At 36.8% G+C, this 26836-nt stretch carries 21 protein-coding genes and 1 pseudogene; 11 read left to right on the forward strand and 11 right to left on the reverse strand.

The genetic code is table 11. The annotated features are described in order from the left end of the window. Positions 1–68: 68 nt before the first annotated feature. The 4 genes from H6G44_RS10475 to H6G44_RS10495 all read right to left on the reverse strand — a co-directional run bounded on the left by H6G44_RS10475 (position 69) and on the right by H6G44_RS10495 (position 7051). On the reverse strand, positions 69–1916 hold the full coding sequence (locus H6G44_RS10475; RefSeq protein WP_190385710.1) for a bifunctional serine/threonine-protein kinase/formylglycine-generating enzyme family protein: 1848 nt from the start codon (positions 1914–1916) through the stop codon (positions 69–71). Positions 1917–2715: 799 nt separating this feature from the next. Then, positions 2716–4359 carry an acetolactate synthase large subunit gene (locus H6G44_RS10480; RefSeq protein WP_190385751.1) on the reverse strand — a complete coding sequence of 548 codons (1644 nt, stop codon included), beginning with the start codon at positions 4357–4359 and terminating at the stop codon, positions 2716–2718. 206 nt (positions 4360–4565) lie between these two features. Continuing rightward, the gene (locus tag H6G44_RS10490; protein ID WP_190385711.1) at positions 4566–5933 is read right to left on the reverse strand and encodes an NAD-dependent succinate-semialdehyde dehydrogenase; all 1368 of its coding nucleotides are present in this window, start codon (positions 5931–5933) and stop codon (positions 4566–4568) included. A gap of 194 nt (positions 5934–6127) precedes the next feature. After that, positions 6128–7051 (reverse strand): 1-aminocyclopropane-1-carboxylate deaminase/D-cysteine desulfhydrase, encoded by a 924-nt coding sequence (locus H6G44_RS10495; protein WP_190385712.1) that lies wholly within the window; start codon positions 7049–7051, stop codon positions 6128–6130. A 48-nt stretch (positions 7052–7099) separates the two neighbouring features. On the opposite strand from H6G44_RS10495, the gene H6G44_RS10500 reads away from it, so the two are divergent. From H6G44_RS10500 to H6G44_RS10515, 4 genes are all read left to right on the forward strand, one after another. Beyond that, positions 7100–7666 carry a pyridoxamine 5'-phosphate oxidase family protein gene (locus H6G44_RS10500; protein ID WP_190385713.1) on the forward strand — a complete coding sequence of 189 codons (567 nt, stop codon included), beginning with the start codon at positions 7100–7102 and terminating at the stop codon, positions 7664–7666. A gap of 13 nt (positions 7667–7679) precedes the next feature. After that, positions 7680–8087 carry a GNAT family N-acetyltransferase gene (locus H6G44_RS10505; protein ID WP_190385714.1) on the forward strand — a complete coding sequence of 136 codons (408 nt, stop codon included), beginning with the start codon at positions 7680–7682 and terminating at the stop codon, positions 8085–8087. Positions 8088–8104: 17 nt separating this feature from the next. After that, complete coding sequence (gene rnhA, locus H6G44_RS10510) at positions 8105–9010, forward strand: ribonuclease HI (protein WP_190385715.1); 906 nt, start codon at positions 8105–8107, stop codon at positions 9008–9010. 162 nt (positions 9011–9172) lie between these two features. After that, the gene (locus H6G44_RS10515; protein WP_190385716.1) at positions 9173–9961 is read left to right on the forward strand and encodes a Uma2 family endonuclease; all 789 of its coding nucleotides are present in this window, start codon (positions 9173–9175) and stop codon (positions 9959–9961) included. A gap of 119 nt (positions 9962–10080) precedes the next feature. Here H6G44_RS10515 and ispG read toward each other — a convergent pair whose 3' ends face one another. Then, positions 10081–11307, reverse strand: coding sequence for a (E)-4-hydroxy-3-methylbut-2-enyl-diphosphate synthase (gene ispG, locus H6G44_RS10520; protein WP_190385717.1), 1227 nt, complete (start codon positions 11305–11307; stop codon positions 10081–10083). A gap of 238 nt (positions 11308–11545) precedes the next feature. On the opposite strand from ispG, the gene H6G44_RS10525 reads away from it, so the two are divergent. The 6 genes from H6G44_RS10525 to H6G44_RS10550 all read left to right on the forward strand — a co-directional run bounded on the left by H6G44_RS10525 (position 11546) and on the right by H6G44_RS10550 (position 16128). Next, positions 11546–11821: a ribbon-helix-helix domain-containing protein gene (locus H6G44_RS10525; protein ID WP_190385718.1), complete on the forward strand. Its 276-nt coding sequence runs from the start codon at positions 11546–11548 to the stop codon at positions 11819–11821. After that, the gene (locus H6G44_RS10530) at positions 11818–12165 is read left to right on the forward strand and encodes a type II toxin-antitoxin system PemK/MazF family toxin (protein WP_190385719.1); all 348 of its coding nucleotides are present in this window, start codon (positions 11818–11820) and stop codon (positions 12163–12165) included. Before H6G44_RS10525 ends, H6G44_RS10530 begins: the two co-directional genes overlap by 4 nt. 129 nt (positions 12166–12294) lie before the next feature. Continuing rightward, entirely contained in the window at positions 12295–12894 is a 600-nt protein-coding gene (locus H6G44_RS10535) for a hypothetical protein (RefSeq protein WP_190385720.1), read from the forward strand. A 3-nt stretch (positions 12895–12897) separates the two neighbouring features. Then, positions 12898–13662, forward strand: a complete 765-nt coding sequence (locus H6G44_RS10540; RefSeq protein ID WP_190385721.1) for a cobalt-precorrin-6A reductase — start codon at positions 12898–12900, stop codon at positions 13660–13662. 299 nt (positions 13663–13961) lie between these two features. Next, positions 13962–14807, forward strand: coding sequence for a DNA adenine methylase (locus tag H6G44_RS10545; RefSeq protein ID WP_190385722.1), 846 nt, complete (start codon positions 13962–13964; stop codon positions 14805–14807). Further along, positions 14800–16128, forward strand: coding sequence for a type II restriction enzyme (locus tag H6G44_RS10550; RefSeq protein WP_190385723.1), 1329 nt, complete (start codon positions 14800–14802; stop codon positions 16126–16128). Before H6G44_RS10545 ends, H6G44_RS10550 begins: the two co-directional genes overlap by 8 nt. 861 nt (positions 16129–16989) lie before the next feature. Here H6G44_RS10550 and H6G44_RS10555 read toward each other — a convergent pair. Further along, positions 16990–19278 (reverse strand): annotated as a pseudogene (locus H6G44_RS10555) (tetratricopeptide repeat protein); the annotation flags it as partial. A gap of 155 nt (positions 19279–19433) precedes the next feature. After that, the gene (locus tag H6G44_RS10560) at positions 19434–20099 is read right to left on the reverse strand and encodes a hypothetical protein (RefSeq protein ID WP_242031672.1); all 666 of its coding nucleotides are present in this window, start codon (positions 20097–20099) and stop codon (positions 19434–19436) included. Between the two features lie 252 nt (positions 20100–20351). Here H6G44_RS10560 and H6G44_RS10565 point away from each other — a divergent pair, with 252 nt between their 5' ends. Further along, on the forward strand, positions 20352–22274 hold the full coding sequence (locus H6G44_RS10565; protein ID WP_190385726.1) for a DNA polymerase III subunit gamma/tau: 1923 nt from the start codon (positions 20352–20354) through the stop codon (positions 22272–22274). 285 nt (positions 22275–22559) lie between these two features. Here the strand turns inward: H6G44_RS10565 and ebsA are convergent, their stop codons facing one another. From ebsA to H6G44_RS10585, 4 genes are all read right to left on the reverse strand, one after another. Beyond that, positions 22560–22934, reverse strand: a complete 375-nt coding sequence (gene ebsA, locus H6G44_RS10570; protein ID WP_190385727.1) for a type IV pilus biogenesis protein EbsA — start codon at positions 22932–22934, stop codon at positions 22560–22562. 177 nt (positions 22935–23111) lie between these two features. Beyond that, positions 23112–24314 (reverse strand): 4-hydroxy-3-methylbut-2-enyl diphosphate reductase, encoded by a 1203-nt coding sequence (locus H6G44_RS10575; RefSeq protein ID WP_190385728.1) that lies wholly within the window; start codon positions 24312–24314, stop codon positions 23112–23114. A gap of 72 nt (positions 24315–24386) precedes the next feature. Next, the gene (locus H6G44_RS10580; RefSeq protein WP_190385729.1) at positions 24387–25265 is read right to left on the reverse strand and encodes a GDSL-type esterase/lipase family protein; all 879 of its coding nucleotides are present in this window, start codon (positions 25263–25265) and stop codon (positions 24387–24389) included. Between the two features lie 157 nt (positions 25266–25422). Next, positions 25423–26811 carry an ammonium transporter gene (locus H6G44_RS10585; protein ID WP_190385730.1) on the reverse strand — a complete coding sequence of 463 codons (1389 nt, stop codon included), beginning with the start codon at positions 26809–26811 and terminating at the stop codon, positions 25423–25425. Positions 26812–26836: the final 25 nt, after the last annotated feature.

A 26836-nucleotide genomic window follows, 5' to 3' on the forward strand; every position in this document is an offset into this window, starting at 1 on the left:
CAACAATTAATAAAGCAGATGAAATTGGGTTTTCAGGTGTTTTTAATAAGTGGTTAATTTCTACCATTTTAACCAGAAAATACTACCCGAAAACCACAAATTCTTAAACCACCATCTGCTTCATTCCAACTTCTACTAGCGCTGCGACAAAGTTCAGCGCTAAAATTCCATGCACCACCTCTTAAAACCCGACGATGTTTATCACCTCCATCTTCCCATACACTACCATTTGTAGGTGCACCATGATAATTATTATGCCAAGAATCTGCACACCATTCCCAGACTAAACCGTGCATATCATATAAACCAAAAGCATTAGCAACTTCAAAATAACCAACATTTGTTGTTTCTTTACGAAATCTACTTTTAGGTTCGACAGAATAAGTATCGCTACCACTACAGTTAATTAAATCGGAAGTAATTGTTTCTCCAAAATGAAAAGATGTGGTAGTTCCCCCACGACAAGCATATTCCCATTCAGCTTCACTGGGTAAACGATATTGTCTTCCAGTTTTGACGGATAATCTTGCACAAAATTCTACAGCTTCATACCAAGAAACATTTTCTACTGGCAAATTTGCACCTTTAAATTTTGATGGGTTGGGGTGCAATGGTTGTTTAATTTGAGGTAAAGCTACTACCGTTCTCCATTGTAATTGTGTAATAGGATATTTTCCCATAAAAAATGGTGGAACTATAACTTGATGTTGAGGACGTTCATCATCATCACCTTCACAACTGAGAGAACCCATGATAAAATGTCCACTAGGAATTGATACCATTTCCAAAGTTGTATTTCTGCCTAATTCTTCTGCAAAATATTTAGTATTGCGTCTATCTCTGTTAACTTCTCTCCCAGAAGTATCTACAGTAATCACATAAAAATCGAAATTGTATAAGGGAGGTAAGGGAACAGTAATTTTTGCAGGAAGTTCGGGAGGTGGTGGTATTAATGCTTGTTGAGTAAAGGGAGAAAATTTGATAACTACGGGAGATTTAGGAGAGTTTAAATCATCTAAAATATCCATTGCTGACTGATATCTATCATTAGCAAAATGTTGGAGTAATTTATCTAGAATCTGCCTTAATTCTTGACTAATATTAATTCTTTTGATTTGCAATCTTTCTGTCCATAACCATTTAGCATTCATAGCATCATAAAGATGATCTTGAAGTTGTCCATAATCATCCTGAAATGGTAAATCTTGAGTTAATAACCGTACACAAGTTACACCCAAAGCATATAAATCACTTGCTTGACAAGCAAAACCGGCCATTTGTTCTATTGGTGCATAACCAAGAGTATAAATAGCAGTTGCTTGTCTAGCTAAACTAGTTTGAGTAACTTGTTTTGCACCTCCAAAATCAATTAATACGGGTTTTTTATCACTATCTCGACGAATAATGTTTTCTGGTTTAATATCACGGTGAATGACATTATGTTTGTGAACAAAATCCAAAACTGGTAATAAATCAGCTAAAAGTTGCCTAATTTCTGTTTCAGAATAAGCTTGATTTTGTAGTTCCTCTAGAAGAGTTTTACCAATTATAAATTCCTGCACTAAATATAAGCTAGAACCCTGTTCAAAATAAGCCAAAAGTCGCGGAATTTGAGAGTGATTTTCTCCCAAATCATACAATCTAAAAGCTTCTTCTTTGAAAAATTTCGCAGCTTTAGCACGTTGTCCAGTTCCTTGAACTTGGGGGAAAAATTGCTTAATTACACAAGGTGCATTCAGTCTATCTACATCTTCAGCAGCGTAGGTTCTGCTAAATCCACCTTCACCTAATAACCTCAAAACCCGGTAACGATTTCTTAGGGTTTCTCCAAAGTTATTTTCTTGACAACTGAGACAATATGTAGCGGTTTTCGGGTTGAAGGGGTTGGAACAATTGGGATTTTGACAAATTTGCATAGAAGTTGGGAAAATAGCATCCTGTAAAAGTAATCCCCAATTTTATTAATTTGTCAAAATGATTTTGATTGTTGTTAGAAAAAAATAGTCAAAATATAAATTAGTTTATGGGGGAAGGTGAAAAAATCTAAGTTTTGATTTACTTATAAATAACACTTTCAGTTAGAAAAATCTGTGCTGTTTGTTGCACAGATTCTAATTTTTTTCTTAGTCTATTTACTGCTTTGTTGGTTTTTATACTTCAACTCAACCTACAAATCTACAAATCAAAGTTTTTCCAATTTGGACTAAGTACAGAAGCAAAACTTTCTAGAAATTTGGTATAGAGTGTCTATTTAATTAAGATCCCTGTGGGGAATACTAGCAGGAGTATTTAAGGGTAGAAAAAATCAAGGTAAAATACATAAATTCTCTTTTATATTATTGAATAATTTGATAATTACCATTGTAGTAGATTTGACAAGATTTTATGATTCTGGTATATTTATGCAGAGTCCTTCAGACGATATTCGTTTAGTAGGCCTTAATTTGGATGAATATTGTCAACAAAAACACAAGGCTGAATCATTGAAGAAAGCAACTCATCGAAATTACAAAGACCCTAATTCTTTGTATTGTGTTAACCCTAATTGAGAATACACAGTTATTAGCATAACAAGTGCTAAAGAACCACAATAAATAAAATCAATAAAGACCTAGATTTGTGGAGATTTAGCACTGCTAAACCGCTCCGTATTCAGGATATCTGAGATTGTGGGATAGGATTTCAAGATTGGGAAAATACCTACCCTACAATGATTTAAATTTCGCAGCTTAACTCACCGGCTTTTTTAGTAAAACGGCGATTTTCTCGATAATCTACCCGACAATCTATCACCGCTGGAACATCTTGCGCGAGTGCTTCTTTAAGTAGGGGAACAAAGTCTGCTACAGATTCCACTCGATAACCTTTTAATCCCATACTTTCGGCAAATTTGACAAAATCAGGATTACCAAAATGGACAAAAGATGAGTTACCAGCCCCAAATTGATTTTCTTGTTTCCACTCAATTAAACCATAGCCACCGTCATTAAAAATCAAAGTTACAAATGGTGTTCCAACTCGCAAAGCTGTTTCTAATTCTTGACAATTCATCATAAAACCACCGTCACCAGTAGCAGCGACAACTTTACGATTGGGATAGACTAATTTGGCTGCTAATGCACCAGGAATAGCAATACCCATGGCTGCAAAACCATTAGAAATAATGCAGGTATTGGGACTATGACAATGATAATGTCTAGCAATCCACATTTTATGTGCACCAACATCAGAAATCACAATATCATCTGGTCCCATAACTTGCCGCAAATCATAAATTAATTTTTGCGGTTTAATAGGAAATTCATCATCTTTAGCGTATTCTTCATAATCATCCCGAATATTAGCACGTAAGCCGATAGAATAGGGATTGGGTTTATTATGTCTATCTGCTAATTTTAATATCTCATTCAAAGAATCAGAAATATCTCCCACTATTTCTACTTGGGGAATATAACTACTATCAATTTCTGAAGAAGTTGCTGCTACATGAATAATAGGAATAGTCCCTTCAGGGTTCCATTTTTTGGGAGAAAATTCAATTAAATCATAGCCGATAGCTATAACTAAATCTGTATTATCAAAACCGCAGGTAATAAAATCTCGTTGTTGTAATCCCACAGACCAAAGCGCTAAAGGATGAGTATAGGGAATTACTCCTTTACCCATAAAAGTATTTACAACAGGAATATTCATTTGGGTAGCAAATTGGGTGACAGCGTCGCTAGATTTAGCCCTAATTGCACCATTTCCTACTAAAATAATGGGATTAATTGCTTGGGAAATTGTCGCAGCAGCAGCGCGAATACTAGCAAAGGAAGCATAGGTTTTTTCACTATTATCCTTATTTAAAGGTTTGCCTTCTACGGGCATAGCGGCTATATTTTCCGGTAAGTCAATATGAACTGCACCGGGTTTTTCTGTTTGCGATCTTTTGAAAGCTTTTCTGACAACTTCAGGTGTAATACTCGGTCTAACAATCTGTTTATTCCACTTAGTAACTGGGGCAAACATAGCCACCAAATCTAAATATTGATGGGATTCAATGTGCATTCTATCTGTTCCCACCTGGCCTGTAATTGCTACTAATGGCGCACCATCTAAATTAGCATCTGCTACTCCTGTCATTAAATTAGTTGCCCCTGGTCCAAGAGTAGAAAGACATACTCCGGCTTTTCCTGTTAATCTACCATAAACATCGGCCATGAATGCTGCACCCTGTTCATGACGGGTGGTAATAAATTGAATTGATGATGTTTTTAAAGCTTCTAAAACGTGCAGATTTTCCTCTCCAGGAAGTCCAAAAACATATTGAACTCCTTCATTTTCTAAACACTGTACTAATAATTCTGCGGTATTCATAATTTTGGTAATTGGTAATTGGTAATTGGTAATTGGTAATTGGTAATTGGTAATTGGTAATTGGTAATTGGTAATTGGTAATTGGTAATTGGTAATTGGTAATTGCTTAATTTTTTTCTTTCTTCTCTCTTTCTCCTGAACTCCTGTACGGGCGAACCGCAGTACGGATAAACGGTCGTCCTGTAAGGGCGAACGGCCGTTCGCCCCTACTTCACCCAAATGGTCTTGATATTCACAAATTCATGAATACCTTGAATACTTAATTCTCGTCCGTAGCCAGAACGTTTAATGCCACCAAAAGGTAAACGAGGATCAGATTTGACCATGCTGTTAATAAATACTGCCCCGGCTTCAATTTCTTGAATTAGGTGATTTTGTTCTTCTGTATTTGTTGTCCATGCACTTGCACCTAAACCAAATGGAGTATCATTCGCTAGTTTAATGGCCGCTTCGATATCAGGAACTCGGAATAATAATGCCACAGGACCAAAAAATTCTTCTTGAGCAATTGGTGTATCAACAGGAATATCTATGATAATTGTTGGCGGGTAAAAGTTCCCTGGCATTTCTGTTAAAGAATGTCCACCTGTGAGGATTTTTCCACCACTTTTAACGGCTTTTTTAACTTGTTCGTCTAATTCTTGGAGAATATCAAAAGTTGCCAATGGTCCCAAATCTGTATCTAAGTCCATAGGATTACCAATTTTCAGAGCTTGAAATTTTTCTAACAGCAATTTTTGAAATTTATCAGCAACAGCCTCAGCAATAATAAAGCGTTTAGCCGCAATACAAGATTGTCCATTATTCAACATTCTCGCTGTAACTGCGGTAGAAACTGCTGTTTCTAAATCAGCACTTTCTAAAACAATAAATGGGTCACTACCTCCCAATTCTAAAACAGTTTTTTTGATTTGTTTCCCAGATGCAACCGCTAGGGATATTCCCGCTGGTTCACTACCTGTTAAAGTAGCAGCTTTAACCCGATTATCAGCCATTAAATCGCTAACTTGAGCAGCCCCAATTAACAATGTTTGAAATACACCTGTCGGAAAACCTCCACGGTTGATAATATCTGCAATTGCCAGGGCGCACTGTGGTACATTAGATGCGTGTTTGAGTAAGCCCACGTTGCCCGCCATGAGTGCTGGTGCTGCAAACCGGAAAACTTGCCAAAAGGGAAAATTCCAGGGCATGACGGCGAGAATTACGCCTAAAGGTTGATATTTTATAAAACTATGAGCAGCATCGGTTTTAATGGTGACATCAGCAAGAAAACTAGGGGCATTTTCGGCGTAATAACGACAAACAAGGGCGCATTTTTCAACTTCAGCGATAGCCGCTTTTAATGTTTTACCCATTTCCAGGGTCATCAATTTCCCTAAATCTGCCTTTTCTTGGTCTAAAATTATTGCTGTCTGTTCTAACCAGTGGGAGCGCTCTAAAAAACTGGTCTGACGATATTTTTCAAAAGCCTTTCCTGCTATATCTAATTTAGCAGCAATTTCTGAATTTTTCAGCGGCTCAAAAGTTTTCAGTGTTTCCCCAGTGGTAGGGTTAATACTAGCTATAGCCATTACCTGACCTCCCATTAAAAAATAGTTTGAGGTAGTTTACTAATGTTATACACATTCACCACAGAAGCTAACACAAAAATTGTACTGGAAACAACCTTTTTTAAAAAATAATTTGTCATTAAATCAATACTTGCGCCAATTTGTCACATATTAGGTCATAAAACTTATAAAATTGGGATGGCTTCAAGATAATTTTAGCAAGGGTATTGCAAATTACTCTTACTTCTGTCCTGTAAACCACCAGTATGAATTAAAAGTAAAGATTCCGACTCAAAAAATCCTTTTGCTATTAAATCCATAACTCCATAAAACATTTTTCCTGTGTATATATAATCTAAAGGTATATGATGTTGTTCTTGAAAATCTTGACAAAATAGTTTTAACTTATTATTTATCTTAGCATAACCACCAAAATGATAATCAGATATAAGTTGCCAAGGTGCGGGAGAATTAATGGGTGTGGGTAAGTCAGAATTTAGGTAATTTTTTAGTAAGTCATTAATATCTTGATTGAGAAAATCACCACCTTTTAAAACAGGAAAACCAATTACTTTTTGTGATTGATTTAATGATAGTATTATTCCTGCTAATGTTGTTCCTGTACCGCAAGCTAAACAAATAGTATTAAATCCTTCAATTGTTTCTAGTATCTCTATACAACCACGCATACCATTTAAATTACAACCTCCTTCAGGAATAATAAATACTTTCCCAAATCGCTGTTTTAATTGGTTTTGTAATTCTTCTGTATGACGTTGTTTATATGTTTGACGATCAATATATACTAATTCCATACCTTGTGTAACTGCAAATTGTAAAGTAGAATTTAAAGGACTATTTTCTTCTCCACGAATTACCCCAATAGTGCGGAGTCCAAAAATATTTCCTGCGGCTGCGGTAGCATAAATATGATTAGAATAAGCACCTCCAAAGGTCAAAATCGTAGATAAATTTTTCTCCTGAGCTTCTACAAGATTATATTTTAGTTTAAACCATTTATTCCCGTTAATTTGGGGGTGCATAAGATCAAGACGCAAGACGTATAATTTAACATCTGCTTTATGTGCAATTTGACTATTAATTTTTTGAATAAGTGGCGGAAAAAAAATTGACGACATTTCCTAAAAAGGTTATTCTTTACTAGAATAGTACAAAATACTAAATTTATGGCTAAAGTTTTTGATTTTATCACCGAAGAATTGCAAAAGTTCATTATCACTCAACAAATATTTTTTGTCGGAACTGCACCTCTGAGTTCTACAGGCCATATTAACCTTTCTCCCAAAGGTTTAGACAGTTTTCGCATTCTTTCCCCCCACCGAATTGGTTATTTAGATGTAACAGGTAGCGGTAATGAAACATCCGCTCATTTACAGGAAAATGGGCGAATAACCTTGATGTTTTGTGCTTTTCAAGATCCTCCCTGTATTCTCCGTCTTTATGGTCAAGGACAAACTATATTACCGGATTCTAACGACTGGAATTCTCTCTATCCTTTATTTCCTCCTCTTCCGGGAACTCGACAAATTATTATTGCAGATATTGAACGAGTGCAAACTTCCTGTGGGTTTGGTGTTCCCCTCTATGAATGTCTTGGCCAAAGAGATACTTTAGTTAATTGGGCTAACAAAAAAGGGGAAAAAGGAATTAAGGAATATCAACAAAAGAACAATCTTATCAGTATTGATGGTTTATCAACTCCTTTGCATAAATCGCCGAATTTAGGTGATTAATAAAATTAAAACCATGAATTATCAAGTAGTTAACCAATTGAATGAAACCCAAATTTCCCAACTTGTAGAATTATACAAAAATGAATTTTGGAGTAAAAACAGAACATATCAAGGTGTTGTCAAAATGTTGGCTGCATCTGATATTATTATCGCTTTAATAAATCAAGAAAAAGAACTAATTGGTTTTTGTCGGATTCTGACTGATTTTGTTTATCGCGGAGTTCTTTATGATGTCATTATTAAATCTAATTATAGAACAATGGGATTTGGTGCTAAATTATTAAATGAAGTCATTAATCATCCCCAATTAAAAGAAGTTGAAAATATTGCTCTTTTCTGTTTACCAGAAATGATTCCATTTTATCAAAATTGGGGTTTTACTGATGTTATCAAATTAGAATTAATGTACCGTTATCAATAATATAGCAATTCTTGATCATGTCTAATCAACGCATAATTGAAAGTATATACACAGATGGTGCTTGTACAGGTAATCCCGGTCCTGGGGGTTGGGGTATAGTAGTCTATTTTGATGATGGTTCAATTCATGAAATGGGTGATTCAGCCCAGTATACTACTAATAATAAAATGGAAATGCAAGCAGCGATCGCTGCCTTAGAATTTTTCAAATTATCTAGACAAACTCAACCTATTACCCTGTACACTGATAGCGAGTATCTGATTAATTCTATTACCAAATGGATGCCAGGTTGGAAAAAGAAGGGTTGGAAAAAATCAGATGGTAATCCTGTCCAAAATCAAGATCTTTTGGAAATTCTTGATCAACTCAATAGCCGACTGATACAATGGCAACACGTCCGAGGACATTCTGGTAATATTGGTAATGAACGCTGTGATGTCATTGCGCGTTCTTTCGCAAACCACAAAATCCCCCACCTAAAACAGTCATTACCCGAATTGCTTCACGAAACTTTACCTAAAATTGGGGAAATAAGCGTAGCAAAAGTATCTGAAAATACAAGCTCTACAATAATTAATCAAAATACACTGGAAAGCAGTCCCTCCGCATTAGATATAAACACTATGGAATCATTTACAACACCGACCGCGACGACAACCAACGAACAACCTACAGAAATCAGGGTTTTACAACTTCGCAACTTACTAGAAACCTTGCGTATTGCGGATGAAATTGCCGAAAAAGGCTACCTAATTACTAGTTCAGAATTAGCAGACCTAATGAGTGTCCACTCTAGCGCCGTTACCAGCCGTGGTGACGAATGGCGTTGGCGAAATTGGATAGTTTCACGGGTAAGACGTGAAGGTAATCAAATTCTCTGGGAACTCGAACGTGGAGACAAAGTAGAAATAGAAATAGAGTAAAATACCTCGCACACCTTCAGGGTGTGTACTTCATTAAACTGGGAAACGCTATAATTATTTTCTGGAATGTTTAGCTCCGGTTTATTTCCAAGCTAGGAAACAAGCAATTAACGTATGTTGAGTATAATAAATAAAGAATATTGAAATTTAGGACAGTGAAAAATGTATCAAATAGATCCGCCACTTTCTCCTAAAGTAACATTACCCACAATGTATGACCTTCCTAGCGAGAACCCGGAGGAACCTGGTTTGCCAGATCAATTTCATGTATTTCAACCACAATTATTAACAGACACATTTTGTCCCCCTAAGTATAATTGGCAAGAAATATTTACAGGAACAGACATAAATCTCTATTATGATTTACGTCATACATCATGGTACAAAAGACCAGACTGGTTTGCAGTTTTAGGAGTCCCATATCTGTATGAAAATCGAGATTTAAGATTAAGTTATGTAGTATGGCAAGAAGCAGTAAATCCTTATATAGTTATTGAATTGCTATCACCAGGAACAGAAAAAGAAGATTTAGGACAGTCATTAAGAGATTCGGAAAAACCGCCAGGAAAATGGCAAGTTTATGAACAAATTTTGCGAGTTCCTTATTACGCAATATTTGACAGATACCAATCAAAATTTAGAATGTTTAAGCTAAATGGAGGAATTTTTACAGAAATAGAATTAGTCGATGATCGCTTTTGGATTCCCGGACTAGAATTAGGCTTGGGGGTCTGGATAGGTAATTATAAAGGTGTAACAATGCCTTGGTTACGTTGGTATGATCAAAACGGAAATTGGATATTAACCAGTATCGAAAACGAACGCCAAAATACTGAATTAGAAAGACAAAAGGCTGAATTAGAAAGACAAAAGGCTGAATTAGAAAGACAAAAAACAGAAAGATTAATAGCTCAATTAAAATCATTAGGTATAGAACCTGATTTAGAGTAAAATTAACATAAGCTGCCACTTAGGAGCATTGCCTGAATCAGGATATCTAGGATTAAAAGATGAACAAGATAAAAACAGTATTGTTAATATCCCAAAAATCCTGATTCAGATAAAAGTAATTAAGGTTCTACCCAACGTCCGTCTGCTTTAATTAAATTAATTAACTCTTCTACCCCTTGTGTTTCTGGAACTTTTTTAATTTCTTCCCGACCACGGTATAAAGAAATATAACCGGGGGTTTTACCAACATAACCATAGTCAGCGTCTGCCATTTCTCCGGGTCCATTCACAATACAACCCATCACAGCAATATCTAACCCAGTTAAATGTTTAGTAGCTTCTCTAACAGTGTGCAGCACTTCCTCCAGATTAAATAAAGTCCGTCCACAAGAAGGACAAGCTACATATTCTACCATTGTTTTCCGCAAACCTAAAGCTTGCAGAATGCTGTAGCAAACGGGAATTTCTTTTTCTGGTGCTTCCGTCAAAGAAACGCGGATTGTATCACCAATTCCGTCAGCTAATAATGTGGCAATTCCCGCAGTAGATTTAATTCTACCATATTCACCATCACCTGCTTCTGTCACACCTAGATGGAGGGGATAATCCATACCTAAATCATCCATGCGTTTAGCCATGAGACGATATGCAGCCACCATAACAGGAACTCGTGAAGCTTTCATCGAAATTACCACATTATGAAAATCTAAAGATTCGCAAATACGAATAAACTCTATGGCAGATTCTACCATCCCTTCCGGGGTGTCACCATAGGTAAATAGCATTCTTTCCGCTAAAGAACCATGATTTACGCCAATTCGCATGGCTTTACCTTGATCTCGTAAGGAAATTACCAAAGGGGCTAAAGTTTCACGGATTTTTTCACCAATTTCGTCAAATTCAGCTTTTGTATATTCGGTGCGGCTGGTATTGGGTTTTTCAAATACATATAATCCTGGGTTAATTCGTACTTTTTCGATATGTTTGGCAACTTCTAAAGCGATTTTCATGCCGTTGTGATGGACATCAGCCACAATCGGCACATCACGATAAGTTTGAATTAATTTTTGCTTAATTTCCGCCAATGCTTTAGCGTGCCCAAGACTAGGGACGGTAACGCGAACAATTTCGCAGCCTATTTCATGAAGACGACGAATACCCGCGACAGAACCATCAATATCCAGGGTATCTTCATTAATCATTGATTGCACCACTACCGGGTATCCACCCCCAATGATGACATCTCCGACCTTTACAGGACGGGTTTTGCGGCGTTTAATCGTGGTATCAAAGCCAGGTTGACTAGATGTAATGTTGGTAATTTCTAAAGTCGGCAGAGTTTGCATAATCTAAATAGGTGGATTTTCTGTATCTAAAATATCAGATGGCCAGAAGTTATATTTCTCAGATTGCCACAATTCAGGGCGCTTTGGGTGATAAATTGGAAAAGTATCGGGCAAAGAAGCAAAAGTTTTGCAAATAACTAACTGTTTAAATTTTAATGGCTAAGTTAAATTTACTAAACTGATGCGGAAAACGATATGATATAAGACATCACTTCAGTCATCAAATAATGAACGCTCTATGAAAACGGAAACCGTTCGGACGACATTAACCATTTCCAGGGAACTCCTAGAAGCCACGGATAAAGCAGTTTTGGAAGGAAAAGCGAAAAGTCGTAATGATTTTGTCGCTCAGGCTTTACGAAGGGAACTGGCTTTGCAAAAGCGATCAGAAGTTGATGCCGCATTAGCAGAAATGGCTAATGATCCAGATTATCAAGCGGAAGTTCTCAAACTAGAGGTAGAATTTGCTACGGCGCAGTGGGAGGCGTTGCAGTTAGAGGAAGCTCCAAGATGAGAAGGGGTGAGATTTATGATGCTCGTCTAGAAATGACTGAAGGCTCAGAGCAGGGAGGAACTCGACCAGTGATTATTGTTAGTCGTGATGTGATTAATCTATCTAGTCCTGTGGTTTTAGTAGTCCCCTGTACTACTTATCAAGACGGGAAGCGAGTTTACCCTACTCAGGTGCTAATTCTATCACCTGATGGCGGACTGAAGAAGGACTCAATCGCTATGGCAGATCAGGTACGGGTGTTATCTAAAACCCGCTTTCTACGTTTAAGAGGAATACTTTCGGAAGTTGTGATGACGCATTTAGATCAAGCTCTATTAATTGCTTTAGATCTACCAGGGTGTTAGCAAGTTTCATCAAGGAGGAAACAGGGAATAGACAGAAAGTAGGGTAGATAGGTAGGAATCTGATATAATTTTGTTAATTAATGTGACTTGGTATAAGATGTTGAAAAAACCAAAACTGATTATCGTAATATGTCTAAATCGGTAAAAATATCAAATCACTTAACACAAAATTCTCAAGAAAAAGAGAATGAGGAGCAAGTAATCAATCAAGTTAGACTATTATTAAAAACCTTAATTTCTCAAGAAGAAATTACAATTAAAGAAATCATAGATTGTCTTTACGATGTGGGTTCAGTTAATTTAGTAAATCAAAGGTTTAAGTTTGGAACTCTCAATAAAACTCTAAAATTTATCACTAAAATGTCTAAACCTGCATTTAAAATGCTTGCTTGGGACTGGTTTAAGAAAAATTGCCCTGACTTGATTACTAAATGGTTGCAAGGTAAAGTTGCATTTATGAGGGTAGAAGAAACACAGATTGCAGTAATGATAGAAAATGAAGATCTTAGTTTAGTTTCTGTTCCTCAACTTCCAGAAGAAAATCAAATTGATCAGATAAAACGTCTGCATTTACAGGTAAAAATGTTAACGGGTATTTTAATTATTACAGTAACTTTATTTAGTGGAACTTTGATTTGGCTAAGTAATTCATTAGACCAATCCCATTTACAACCTGTGAAAAAACTCCAAAACCAAATTAAAAATCTGGAATCTAGTACCAACAACTGATATATGTTAAGGGTTTTAATTCTTGGTGGAATTGGTGATGCGGTAGAATTGGCTATTAAGATAGCAAATATTCCTGGTATTGAGGTGATTACCTCTTTAGCTGGTCGGACTCGTGAACCCGCTAATCTTCCCGGTAATGTCCGGACTGGTGGTTTTGGTGGTGTACGGGGATTAACCAATTATCTGCGAGAAATGCAAATTGATCTATTAATTGATGCTACTCATCCTTTTGCTAATCAGATTTCTGAAAATGCAGCCGCAGCTACACAGGAGGTCGGTATTCCTCGATTAATGGTAATTCGTCCACCTTGGGAAAAACTAGAGGATGATGACTGGTTAGAAGTTGAAGATAATTTAGCCGCAGCTACAACTTTAGCAAATCGAGCCAAAAGGGTATTTTTAACCATTGGTAGACAAGAAATTGGCACTTTTGCACATTTACAGGAAATTTGGTTTTTAATGCGGATGATTGATCCACCAAATACTGATGTTATCATCCCTCCAGGACTAATTTTATGCGATCGCGGTCCCTTTAACTTAGAAAATGAACAGGAAATTCTCCTCAAATACAATATAGATACCATTGTCAGTAAAAACAGTGGAGGTAATGCTACCTATCCTAAAATTATCGCTGCTAGGAAATTAGGGATAAAGGTGGTGATGGTAAATCGTCCTCCTGTACCCCCAGGAAAACAAGTTGCAGACGTAGATAGTGCGTGTAAATGGTTGTTTGACAAGTTAGATATTTCGTTACAGAATGGTAAATAATCTTACAATATTACTTTGGTTAGCTGCAATTATTTTATATGCTGTTAGCTTATATCAACAAGAAGATAAACTTCAAGTTTTTAATATAATAAATTCGATAGACTCCATATCTGATGTATGTATTGATTGGGAATTTGATCAAGATGAATGTCAATTAAACTGGGAATAATCCAATAATTCTCAAAAATCCAGATTTTTCCAACAAATATAGTATGATCTGGATTCTAGACGAAAATATCTATTATATAGTACAATAGTATCAATAAACTATTGTCACTTAATAATTTACAGGTCATAAAATGGTATTAGTTAATCCGTTAGTCAAACCCTTTGTAAAGTGGGCAGGAGGAAAAAGACAGCTTGTGCCGACAATTCTAGCCAATCACCTGCCTAAAAATTATAATCTTCAAACCTACTACGAGCCTTTTATTGGTGGTGGTGCACTTTTGTTTAGTTTGCAACCTAAAAAAGCTGTAATTAATGACAGTAATGCTGAATTGATAAATTGTTACAAAATAATTAAAAATTCTTTAGATGAACTAATTGAGGATTTAAAAAATCACAAAAATAATGAATATTATTATTATGATATTAGAGACTGGGATCGAGAAAAGAATTTCAAGTCTAAAACAGAAGTTCAACGAGCATCCAGGATTATTTTCTTAAATAAAACTTGTTATAATGGTCTATTTAGAGTTAATTCTCAAGGTCAATTTAATGTACCTTTTGGCAAATATAAAAATCCAAATATTTTAGATATAGCTGTTTTGAAAGCAGTTAATAAATATTTAAATGAAAATCAAGTTAGAATATTAAACTCTGATTTTCAAGAAGCTGTTAAAGATGCAAAAGGAGGAGATTTTATATATCTCGATCCTCCTTATGATCCAGTTTCCGAAACTGCTTCTTTTACTGGCTACGATGTTAACGGTTTCAATAAACAGGAACAGAGAAGATTAAAAGAGGTATTTGATGATCTAAATAGTAGGGGTTGTCATATTTTATTAAGCAATGCTTGTACAGAATTTATCGAAGACCTATATAAAGATTATCTGCACACAAAAATCTCAGCTATAAGAGCGATAAATTGTAATGGTAAAAAAAGAGGTAAAGTGGATGAGATTTTAGTAAAAAACTATGAGTGATAAAAATATTAAAAAAACAAAAACAAAAAATGATGTTGCTTGGGAAGCACTATTTGAAAAATACTCTATTTTGGAAAAAATCAATGAAATAGGATATTTTGAAATAGAGTCAAATAGCATTAATGAATTTAGAGAAAGTAGGTTAATGGCTAAGTTTGATCATTCTGGTACTTTGCCTAAGATTTTTAAAGAACATAAACTGTCTATATTACCTATTTCTAGAAAAAAATATATAATAGGTAGATTTGATACTTACCTAAAAGTTGATTATGACCCTTCTCTAGAGCCTACTCCTGTTGATTTTCCTTCCAGTATAGAAAGTATAGATTATTGTAATCTCTTTTCAGAAAGTGCTGCTTTAAGTTGTGCTTTCAATATAGATATTATAGATGATTTAATTAATAGTGATGGAGAAATTTTTAAACAAACTGTTTATGGTCGAATGTCTACAGGTAAGTTTAATTTTTTTATAAAAGATAGAGTAGATAATAAACAGTATCAAATTGAAGTTGATAATTCTCAGTGTGAAATAGATGCAGGGTTTGAGAGTGAAAATTATTTTGTATTGGTGGAAGCTAAATTATATGATGTGGATAATTTTTTAATTAGGCAGCTTTATTATCCATATCAACTATGGTTTAATAAAATTAGAAGAAAGCAGGTAATTCCTGTTTTAATGACTTACTCTAATTCTAGTAATATATTTAGCTTCTTTATATATAAATTCGAGAATTTATTAGATTACAATTCTATAAAGTTGGTAGAACAAAAAAATTATGTTATAGCACCCGAAATAATCACTCATGATGATGTATCTGAAATATTTAAATCTATTACGATAGCTCCTGAACCAAAAAATATTCCATTTCCACAAGCAAATACATTTGCAAGAATTATAGATTTACTCACAATTTTGTTAAATAAAGAACTTACAAAAGAAGAGATTACAGCAAATTATCAATTTGATCAACGACAGACTGATTATTATACTAATGCTGCTAGATATCTTGGATTTGTTGAGAAATCTGAAGACAGAAATACCAAAGAAATCAACTTTAAATTAACTGATGAAACTACAGATTATTTAAAAAAAAGGCATAAAATAAAAATACTATATTTTATAAGAAAAATTTTACAATATGAGGTTTTTTATAAAACTTTTGAATCTACCCTTTCAAATGGTGAAATACCGGATAAAAATGAACTTATTAAAATAATTTTATCGTGTAATTCAAATTTAAGTAATACAACTGCTGACAGACGTTCTAGCACAGTTAGACGATGGATAGAATGGATATTAAGTATGATTTCCGATGAGTAAATTAGATATAGAGGTGTAAGATAATAGCCTATCCCTCTTAAAGTTTAAATATATAAGAGGGAGAATTAAAAGACATTACCAATGATGATCATTATCATCACAAGTGTTAAATTCTGCAATAAAACTTTACAATCTTTGCGTTTTACCCAGGTAAAATCCATGGTCTATTGAGAATAGAGTCATTAATTGATCAAATTTGGTATCACAAATACCAATGCACAACTTGGACACAATCCTCAAAATCTTAACATTCAACACTTCTGCATTATCATTAATTGGGGATTTTATTTTTTGAAAGTCCCTTGAAAGTCAACTGTTAACAATCATCTTTTAATAACTGAGAAAATCTTGAGAAATAGCAAAGGCTTTGCTGACAATTTCTGATGCTAATTGATCAGATTGAAATACAGAATAGCCATAACTCCTATTACGTTGATGCCCATTAGAAAATGACTGAGATTGTAAATAAATTCCTACAGCTATACTAGGTAGATAGCTAATATTATAATCTGCGACCTGCAATGAAGAAACTGGAGTGAAAGACAGATTAAATAAACTGTGCAAAGGCAACTTATACAGGTCACGGTGGGGAATTAAAATGATTGTCTCTACCCCTTCCAATTCTTGAATAATTGTGGGAATACTCAAGATATTTTGCAATTGTAATAGTTTTGATGGTGATCCTGAACTTTGCCAATCTGCTAACCAATATTCAAATTCAATTAAGCGTCTTATTCCTTCTGGAATTGCTTCTATATCTTGGATTGGGGTAAATAATAGAATAGGAGATGGGCTTTGATCTTTGATAATAAATGTGTGTAAAGCTGCCGGACTAACGTGCCAATAAATTATAGCTGTGGAGGGATTAAGCAATTTTTGAATAGAGCTATAATCCACGGAATAAAGTTGATCATTTAGATCGGGCATTAACCACCGTAAACAATTATTTTTAGCTTGTTCAGCGATTTCCCAAGCTTCCACCAAGTCTCCTGAATTGACAGCAAAATCAACCGCTAGTTGTCCCAAACCTGCGAATTTTAGTACCAGTTGTTTTTTGTTTTCATCAGAACGAGTAGGGTTAGTCAGTAATTGTTCTAATAATTCAATCCCCCATTTTTGTGATTTCTGTGCCGCTACTGTTTCTCCCAAACAGACCAGCACTTTGGCTAGAAATTGCAAAATTTCTAAATGCAATTCTGGAAAATCTTCTGGTGTGAGAGTGGATAGCGCCAATTGGTATTCAGATATGGCATGATGCCAATAATCACGGGGTATAGTTGATTTTTTACCTTGTTCATAGTAAGTATTACCAACAGCTATATGTAATCTTCCCCAACCTTCTGGATGGGTATCTGGGCGAAGCTGTTTTAAACCCTCTTGATAACTTGCTAATTTACCCTCATAGCCGCCTAAATTAAGAGCAGGATTTAATCTAGAAATGGGACTAACCACAATTAGTGATGATTCCTGGGAGCTAAGATGAGCCGCTGCCGCACCCCTACCCAGCCAAGCCTCCCAGTAGTCCAACTTAATTTCTAAAGCACTATCGTAGCAGGATATAGCTTGGGCAAAATGGTCTAGGTGAAACAGGGCTACGGCTTGATTATACCATGCCGGGTGGAAATCAGGTTTAATAGCGATCGCTTGTTTATAGGAAGTGATCGCCTCTTCACGACGACCTAAGTTTTCAAAGGACACACCCCGATTATACCAACCTAGATAAAATTCAGGTTGAATGGCCAGGGCTTGATTCCAAGACTCTATTGCTGCTGACCATTCTTTTAAGTTAAAAAGTACCACACCCCGGTCAATCCAGACTTCATAATAGTTTGCTTGCAGATTGAGAGACCGATCATAACTAGCGATCGCATCTGTATATTGTTCCAGTACAGCTAAAGCCATACCCCGATAGTACCAGGTTTCTGGATCTTCGGGTTCGAGATTGAGAGCTTGATCATAACTAGAAATTGCTTCCCTGATGAAACCTGCCTTTAGTAATGCTAAACCCCTGTTGGACCAAGCAGCTTGGTAATCAGGTTTAATAGCGATCGCTTGATCAAAAGAAGTAATGGCCTCCTCAAATTCTCCCAGTTCAGTAAGAATACACCCACGACGATACCAGATCTTATATAAATACGGTTTAAGTTTTAGTGCTTGTTCATAAGCGGCGATCGCTTCAGGAAACCGTTGCAAATAAAACAGTATCAACCCCTGATTAAACCAATAATCATAAACTTGGGGTTGTATTTGACTGGCTCGTTCATAGAAATCCAAAGCCGTTAACAAATCTCCAGCCTTAGCTTGCTGTAAACCCTGGTAAAATAGAGTTTCTGCCTGATTAGGCTCAACTATTTCTGATCTTGATTGCTCAACAATTTGACCATCAGGAATTGCCAATTCTGAGGCCAACTGCTGGACAAGATTACTACTTTGCTCCAGTCGTACCACCAACTCATCTAAAGTAGATACTAACTGCGATTCTACATTTACTAAAGACTCGTTATTTACTAAAGACTCGTTCCAGTCCTTCTCTATTAAAAACTCTGGATCTGGAATGATATCCTCAACATTCTCGGAAAATTCCTCAATTCCAGACTCATAAACCTGATCAGCATTTTCTGTAGAGGAGATGATAGGTAACAGGTAATCAGTGACAGAATCTACTTCTCCCTGTTCCTCGTTTTCTGTTTCCTCTATCAGTATGGGAATTTCCAACTCCAGTGACCCTTGCTGACGATCATAGTCCTGATTCAGATTACGCTGTAATAAATGTATTCCAATGTCATAGGACAAATTACTAATTTCACCAATCTCTAACTCACCCAGCTTGATCAAGCGTTCAGCCAACTGAAGATTTGGGGCAGGAGAAGCTAATAATTTATCAGCAAATATCAACAGCCAATCTATCCAACGGTCAACAGTAATGCGCGGTTCCATCCGCTGTAAATACTTTAATGCCCACTGTTGTCCTCGTGCCTGATGCACTCCCTCTAACAGTTCATTAAATAACAACTCTAGATCCGCATTCGTGAGTTCTGGGGGTTTATCTGCCACCAGATTGCCTTGACCGGAATGGGGATCACCTATCTCCAGTTTGCCAAAGGGGTACTGTAAAAATTTATTAAGCCACTGCAAGAGCCACCTGAACATCTGCCAATTTATTGGATTTTCTTTTCACTAGATTGTAGCAATTGTTGTTTCAAAAAAACTATTAATTATGGAACGGACTAGAAAACCTCATATAGATAAGTAAAAATATTGATACCCACGTCGAATCAATATAACTTAGTTACTAAGATCGGTTTTCAGGAGTTGGTTGCGGGGTCTCCAAAAGATTCATGAGCTTGATCATACTGATTAACCAATGCTTGAATAATTTCTTCTGGATTATTTGTTTCTATCCCTAGTTGTTGGGCAATTTGCTCGCACAGGTTTTGATCCTGCTGTAACATGATCAATAATTCATCTAGGGTGACAGTTTTGTATTCCCCTTCTGGTAAATTTTGTTCAGCGTTGGCAGGTATTAAGGGAGGATTCTCGACTGCATCAGGTCCATTATATTCCCAAATTGGTTCTCCAGGATTGCGTGTTAAGAGTTTCATGCCTATATCGTAGGATAAATTGCCAATTTTCCCAATCTCTAATTCCCCAAGTTGGACTAATCTGGCCGCTAATTCATTATGGGGTTTAGAAGATGCTAACAATTTGTTACCAAAATTATTTAACCATCCTAACCACTGTTCCCCCGTAACACGATGTTCAAGATTGTGTAACCATTTTCGCGCCCAAGTTTGTCCCTTGACTTGATGAACTCCTTCTAATAGTTCTGTAAATAGAAGTTCTAAATCTGTATCAGATAAGGGGGGTATTACTGGTTTGGGGGTATTTTCTCGACTGGGGGTGAGATTTTGCTTCCTACCGAATAAACGCCGATACAATTTTTTGAGCCATTGAATTAGCCGCTTGAACATTGGATGCACCATTAATGTTGCTATTAAAATTTTAGCGGTCTCAGTGACCAGCGCCTATATTTGATGGAAAATTGCCATGAGTTGTTAGAATGGGAAAACCCTAAATTACCTGGGATAAGTAGGTTAACACCATCAAACCAAACTGTGTAAAGAAACGTAACATCGCTGGAAACTTCTTTACTATTGCTTCTTGCCCTGCTATAACGACAATTTTTAACACCACCCTACTTATACGGATTTAAACCTGTCCCCATGTCTTACGAACCCCTGCACCATAAGTATCGGCCAAAGAGTTTCGCTGAACTGGTGGGTCAAGAGGCGATCGCTACTACCCTGACTAATGCCATTCTCTCAGCGAAAATTGCTCCTGCCTATTTATTCACTGGACCTAGAGGCACAGGAAAAACTTCCAGTGCAAGAATTCTCGCTAAATCGCTCAATTGTCTTCAAGGCAACCAGCCCACCCCTTCACCCTGCGGCGTTTGTGAAATCTGTCAGGGTATTACTAAAGGCTATTCTACAGATGTAATTGAAATTGATGCTGCTAGTAATACTGGTGTTGATAATATTCGTGAATTAATTGAAAGGGCGCAGTTTGCGCCGATGCAGTGTCGTTATAAAGTTTATGTGATTGATGAATGTCATATGTTAAGTACCGCTGCGTTTAATGCGTTACTTAAAACTTTAGAAGAACCACCTAAGCACGTTGTTTTTGTGCTGGCGACAACAGACCCCCAAAGGGTATTACCAACAATTATTTCCCGGTGTCAAAGGTTTGATTTTAGACGTATTCAGTTAGAAGCAATGGTCAAGCATTTAACGGATATTGCGACCAAGGAGAGGATTAATATTTCCCAGGATTCTCTGGTTCTGGTGGGACAAATTGCCCAAGGGGGATTAAGAGATGCAGAGAGTTTATTGGATCAATTAGCTTTAGTTGCTGGGGAAGTAACACCGGATAAAGTTTGGGATTTGGTGGGTTCAGTTAGCGAAAAAGATTTATTTGGACTATTAGAAGCGATCGCCCAAGATCAGGCGGAAATAGTTCTAGATTCTACCCGTAAAATCCTAGATAGAGGACGAGAACCCCTAATTATTCTCCAAAATCTCGCCGCTTTTTACCGGGATTTTCTGATAGCGAAAACTGCCCCCAATCGTCAGGATCTTGTAGCTTGTACTCAGTCAACTTGGATATCATTGGTTGATTTTGCCCAAAAATTTGACGTTAGTACGATCTTACTAGGACAACAACATCTAAGAAGCGCGGAACTACAACTAAAAAATACCACTCAACCCCGTTTATGGTTAGAAGTCACATTACTGGGATTATTACCTAGTGCTAATCCTAGTTCCAAAATTCAAATCCCAACTACAAATACTGTGACTTCAGGTTATCCTCCTGTTGCTGCACCACCAGTATATACTCAGGCAAATCACCATGCAGTTGTTAATTTCGCACCCCCACCAGCAACTATTGCTGAACCACCACCTCTTAACCAGCAATCAGCACCAATAAGTCCGGTAGGAGATGGTTCACAATCGGATTTAACTCAACTTTGGGAACAAGTGCGTGGACATATTCCGCAATTACCTATACAGGCGTTACTGGGTCAAATGTGCTATTTAATGGAGTTTAATGGTTCTGTTGCCCGTATAGGTGTAAAATCAGTGTGGTATGATAAGGTAAAATCTTATCTACCTATCATCACTACAGCTTTTAGACAAACTTTCCAGCAGGAAATTGAAGTCATTTTAGAAAAAGCTAACACTGCAAATGCGATATCTACTAAAAGAAATCCAATACCGCACAATTCTCCCCCCGTTCAACAACCACCTCCACCTATATCAAATCAGGAAGTCTCACAACCGGAAACCACTCCAGAACCTGCACCACAGCCGGTAGCTACAGTATGCACACTGTTACCCACACCAGTTAAAACTGAGCCTGTTATTACGAACACAGCACCAGTAAAAACTGCTGCTCTGGCTCCAGTGCAATCATCTTCATCAAATTTGGATCATGATGGTGTGGTCAAAGCTGCGGAAAGTTTAGCTAAATTCTTTTCTGGAGAAATTATTCGCATGACAGATGATAACTTCCAATTATCAGATTCTGTTACTTCTACGGAAAGGCCTGATGTATATGAATCCTATGTTGATGATGAATATAATTGAGCAATTCAGAATTGATAAATTTCTCCTGTTAACAAATCTTTGATACCGATATTCTATCAACTCCTACTTCACCTAGTGGATTAAGTTTTGCTACACCATGAAGTGCAGAATGTGGGATGTAACAAAATCAATGCTATGACATTGGAAAAAGCATTAAAAAATGAGGAGTGGCTTATTAGAAAGTATAAAAACCAGCTTCCTGATATAATTATCGCTACTACAGCTATAAATCAAGAGGTATTTTTATCAGCAAGAAGTGTCGGGGATATTCAAATAATTACTGGACTAAAAATTGAGAATCTTGCGGTAAAAAGATTTAGAAAAATCGGTTGTTCTATTTCGCTTATAGTTTTCCATCAGTTCAATTAAAAAACCAATAAATTCAAAACTTGCTATCATAATTTCATAGGTTAGTTCAGAATTAGAATCAAACTGTATCTGACAAACAATTTGGTCAGAAGGTAATGTAGCAACATTCCAGGTGACAACAAAGGGAATATTTTGACTATCCTCAATTTTGCGGTATCCCTCTAATTTACCCTGTTGATAAAGACTGATAGCATAAGGTAATAAATTTCTTTTTCCACCTTGAATATATGGTAGATACAAGATAGATTGTTGTTGATTTGCTGGTTGGAGTTGGTCAAAAGTGGTAGACATCGTTGTAGATTCCTAAAATTGACTGATAATTAGCGATCTTTAATATAGAATGAATATTTGACTTTTGAAATATAGATAGGGTGGTCAATGTCCACCCTATACTACTGAAAATTGTGCAAATATCAAATATGATTCCTATATTCAGGGGAATGTACCTAAAGAAACTACGATTTTAATTTAAGTCGCTGTTGCTTTCAAAGCAAAAATTTGCTCAATTATATCTTCAACTACTTTATCCGGTGTGGAAGCACCAGAGGTAACACCAACTTTAATTTCCCCCGCAGGTAGCCAATTTTCTGTAATTATTAATTCCCCTGTTAATTGTCGATGTTCAATATGATTAATTGATTGAATCCTTTGAACACAATCAATATGATAGGAAGGAATACCTCTATCAATGGCAATTTGTTGTAATTGGGTAGTATTTGATGAATTAAATCCACCAATAACTATCATTAAATCTAGGTTGTCTTCCACCAATTCTAACATAGCATCTTGACGTTCTTGAGTAGCATCACAGATGGTATTAAAATTTTGAAAATGCTGATTTAACTCTGTTGGTCCATATTTCTGCATCATCGCCCGCTCTAGCATTTTACCAATTTGTTCAGTCTCACCTTTGAGCATGGTGGTTTGGTTAGCAATCCCAACTCTTTCTAAATCTTGATCAGGATCAAATCCTTGAGAACAAGCTTTTGCAAACTTAGTTAAAAATTCCTCACGATTGCCACCATTGAGAATATAGTTAATAACATATTCCGCTTCTTTTAAATTCAAAACAATCAAATATTTCCCAGCAAAAGAAATCGTTGCAACAGTTTCTTCATGCTTGTATTTTCCATGAATAATTGAAGTATAATCGCCTTTTTTGTGTTTTTCAACAGTGTTCCAAACTTTGGATACCCAGGGACAGGTAGTATCAACCATTTGACATCCTTTATCATTCAAGATCTGCATTTCTTGAACACTTGCACCAAAGGCTGGTAAAATCACCACATCACCGCTACCAACAACAGAAAAATCTTTTACTTTGTCAATTACAGGAATAAATTCTACCTGCATTTCTTGCATTCGTTTATTCACAGATGGATTGTGAATAATTTCATTAGTAATCCAAATTTGTTCTGTAGGGAAATGCTGACGGGTTTCATAGGCCATGGCTACAGCCCTCTCCACACCCCAACAAAAACCAAATGCTTGTGCTATTTGAATGGTAACATCACCACGCTTGAGAGTGTAGTTAGAGTCCCGGATCTCTTGAATCAAGTTGCTCTGATATTCAGATTGTAACTGGGTAGCAACTTCCGCTTGATGACCAAAGCCCTTACGATTGTAATTGGCTGAGTGTTGTAGGCCGCGCTTGAAAGCTTTTGTATCCATTTGATGTTGATTACTAAAATTACTATTTTGATTTTCTCGCGCTCGAAGGCGATTTAGATGGAAAATTTGGATTTATATTCTATTTCTTGAGTTGATCTTTTCTAATTGAGGAGCTTGGGGTGTTATTTGTTGGTTAGTATACATCTGTAAAGCAGTTCGCCAAACCAGATAACCTGGGGGACTCAGATGTAAACCGTCGGTAGTAAAATCTGAACGAAGATTACCCTGCTTATCGGTGAATAAGGGTTGTAAATTCAGATATTTTGCACCTTTTTCCGTAGCGAGATGATTCAGTTTCTGATTTAACTTGTAAATCCGAGGATTAGGAATGGCTTGGAGTTTTTCTTTTCTTTCCCAAGTTATATTTTCCCCAGCGTGGGGTAAAATCGACTGAATGACAATTTCTGCTTGGGGGTGTCTTTTTCGTAAATAACCGACAATTTGCCCATAATTAGCTAAAATTTCCTGATCATCTAGTCCCCGAATTAGATCATTAATACCCACCATTACGAAAATCTTCTCTGGTTGGGTACGATCAAAGAAATCTAATCTTTGTAATAATCCATTACTAACCTCCCCAGAAATACCCTGATTCAGCCAGGTTCTATCCTCAGGTAATAACTCCGGTGGAAACCATAAACTTAGAGAATCTCCCGCTAGAATGGTTAACCGTTGGGGATGTTTATCAGCAGTCATTTTAGCTTCTTGCTTGAGGATATCCAACCATTGAGGATAACTGAGTTTATGACGGGGGCCTAACTCTGGTTGTACATATTGATTCTTCCAATTTAGGTTAACTGGTTCTGGCGGATCGGGAATAGCTGTATTTGCTAACACAGGGGTTAGTTTTTGCTGTCGCCAAATCAATAAAATAACCGCTAACATGAGGATGATATTAGTTAACAAGGCGAATAATCCCCAGACAGGAAAAGTTTTTACGCGATTAGACACGACTAGTAAACATGACCGATATTCAACTTGATTGTATCTCTAGTAATGAGTAATTGAGATCAAAATTATAATATTAACTGATCAAAATATAGTTTATTTATGAATATCCAGGTTATTTTTAGATGTAGAGACGTTACATATAACGTCTCTACATAATTTACTTATTAGAGATACGATCTGCAAACTCGGAGTTATAACCTTCTTCTCCGTGTTCGTTGATATCCAAGCCTTGATCCTCAGTTTGATCTGGGACTCGTAAACCAACTGTAGCATCAATAATTTTCAGAATGATCCAGGTTCCAACTCCCGCAATAATATAGGCTAGGGCGATCGCTCCTAGTTCCACAAATAATTCACTGAAGTTACCACGCAATACCCCATCTTTACCCCCACCATTAACTCTAATGTCGGCAAAGATAGCTGTTAAAATCGCGCCGATAGTCCCACCGACACCATGCACAGGATAGGTATCTAAGGCATCATCAACCCGCAACTTGTGCTTGAAACTGACGGCATAGAAGCAGACGAAGGAGGTAATGAAACCGATTAAAATTGCGGCTAAAGGGGTGACAAATCCGGCGGCTGGGGTGATTCCCACTAAACCGGCTACTGCGCCTGTGGCTGCCCCTACGGCGGTGGGTTTTCCCCGGAGTTTGGCTTCTAAAATCAACCACATTAATGTCCCGGCGGCGGCTGATGTATTGGTGGCAACAAATGCTACTGTAGCAACTGAACCGGCAGATAAGGCACTACCAGCATTAAAACCGAACCAACCAAACCAAAGTAACCCCGCACCTAACAAAATAAAGGGGACATTATGAGGAGGGTTAAGACGATCTGGATAGTTTTTTCTTGGACCGAGGACAATGGCTGCTACTAGGGCGGAAATACCGGAACTAATATGTACTACTGTCCCTCCAGCAAAGTCTAGAGCACCTAGACCGCCATATAAACCTAAAAATCCTCCTTTTGCCCAAACCATGTGAGCTAGGGGTGTGTAGATGAAGGTTGACCACAGCACTACAAATAGGCAATAGGCACGGAAACTCATCCGTTCAGCGATCGCTCCCGAAATTAAGGCTGGGGTAATAATTGCAAACATGGCTTGATAGATCATGAATGCTTGATGGGGAATTGTTCCCGCATAGGAAACAACTTCTACCGGGGCTGAACCTTGCAGATAACCTGTTGTTTCTAACCCGACACCATTTAACCCTAACCACTGTAAACCACCGATGAAGGGCAAACCAGGGGCAAAGGAAAGACTATAACCCCAGAGAACCCAGGTGACTCCGACAATGGCCATCAACACAAAACTCATCATCAATGTGTTGAGAATATTGCGCGATCGCACAAATCCACCATAAAAAAATGCTAATCCTGGTGTCATTAGCAATACTAAAGCTGAAGATATCAGCATAAATGCTGTATCTCCTGTATTAGGATCAGGTACAGATGCTGATGTTTCTGCAAGGGCATTTCCTGTGAATAAACCTAACAGTAGGGATACGGTTAAACACCCAATAATGACTGCTTTTTTGAACACTTGTTTTCCTTCCTCTCCATCTACG

Origin of the sequence: Aphanizomenon flos-aquae FACHB-1287 (assembly GCF_014698755.1) — a bacterium.
In the GTDB taxonomy this organism is placed as follows: domain Bacteria; phylum Cyanobacteriota; class Cyanobacteriia; order Cyanobacteriales; family Nostocaceae; genus Dolichospermum; species Dolichospermum flosaquae.

Bases quoted from the DNA above. Each gene is read 5' to 3' on its own strand.
- H6G44_RS10475 (WP_190385710.1), bottom strand. From the start codon at position 1,916: ATGCAAATTTGTCAAAATCCCAATTGTTCCAACCCCTTCAACCCGAAA.
- H6G44_RS10480 (WP_190385751.1), bottom strand. From the start codon at position 4,359: ATGAATACCGCAGAATTATTAGTACAGTGTTTAGAAAATGAAGGAGTT.
- H6G44_RS10490 (WP_190385711.1), bottom strand. From the start codon at position 5,933: ATGGCTATAGCTAGTATTAACCCTACCACTGGGGAAACACTGAAAACT.
- H6G44_RS10495 (WP_190385712.1), bottom strand. From the start codon at position 7,051: ATGTCGTCAATTTTTTTTCCGCCACTTATTCAAAAAATTAATAGTCAA.
- H6G44_RS10500 (WP_190385713.1), top strand. From the start codon at position 7,100: ATGGCTAAAGTTTTTGATTTTATCACCGAAGAATTGCAAAAGTTCATT.
- H6G44_RS10505 (WP_190385714.1), top strand. From the start codon at position 7,680: ATGAATTATCAAGTAGTTAACCAATTGAATGAAACCCAAATTTCCCAA.
- rnhA (WP_190385715.1), top strand. From the start codon at position 8,105: ATGTCTAATCAACGCATAATTGAAAGTATATACACAGATGGTGCTTGT.
- H6G44_RS10515 (WP_190385716.1), top strand. From the start codon at position 9,173: ATGTATCAAATAGATCCGCCACTTTCTCCTAAAGTAACATTACCCACA.
- ispG (WP_190385717.1), bottom strand. From the start codon at position 11,307: ATGCAAACTCTGCCGACTTTAGAAATTACCAACATTACATCTAGTCAA.
- H6G44_RS10525 (WP_190385718.1), top strand. From the start codon at position 11,546: ATGAAAACGGAAACCGTTCGGACGACATTAACCATTTCCAGGGAACTC.
- H6G44_RS10530 (WP_190385719.1), top strand. From the start codon at position 11,818: ATGAGAAGGGGTGAGATTTATGATGCTCGTCTAGAAATGACTGAAGGC.
- H6G44_RS10535 (WP_190385720.1), top strand. From the start codon at position 12,295: ATGTCTAAATCGGTAAAAATATCAAATCACTTAACACAAAATTCTCAA.
- H6G44_RS10540 (WP_190385721.1), top strand. From the start codon at position 12,898: ATGTTAAGGGTTTTAATTCTTGGTGGAATTGGTGATGCGGTAGAATTG.
- H6G44_RS10545 (WP_190385722.1), top strand. From the start codon at position 13,962: ATGGTATTAGTTAATCCGTTAGTCAAACCCTTTGTAAAGTGGGCAGGA.
- H6G44_RS10550 (WP_190385723.1), top strand. From the start codon at position 14,800: ATGAGTGATAAAAATATTAAAAAAACAAAAACAAAAAATGATGTTGCT.
- H6G44_RS10560 (WP_242031672.1), bottom strand. From the start codon at position 20,099: ATGTTCAAGCGGCTAATTCAATGGCTCAAAAAATTGTATCGGCGTTTA.
- H6G44_RS10565 (WP_190385726.1), top strand. From the start codon at position 20,352: ATGTCTTACGAACCCCTGCACCATAAGTATCGGCCAAAGAGTTTCGCT.
- ebsA (WP_190385727.1), bottom strand. From the start codon at position 22,934: ATGTCTACCACTTTTGACCAACTCCAACCAGCAAATCAACAACAATCT.
- H6G44_RS10575 (WP_190385728.1), bottom strand. From the start codon at position 24,314: ATGGATACAAAAGCTTTCAAGCGCGGCCTACAACACTCAGCCAATTAC.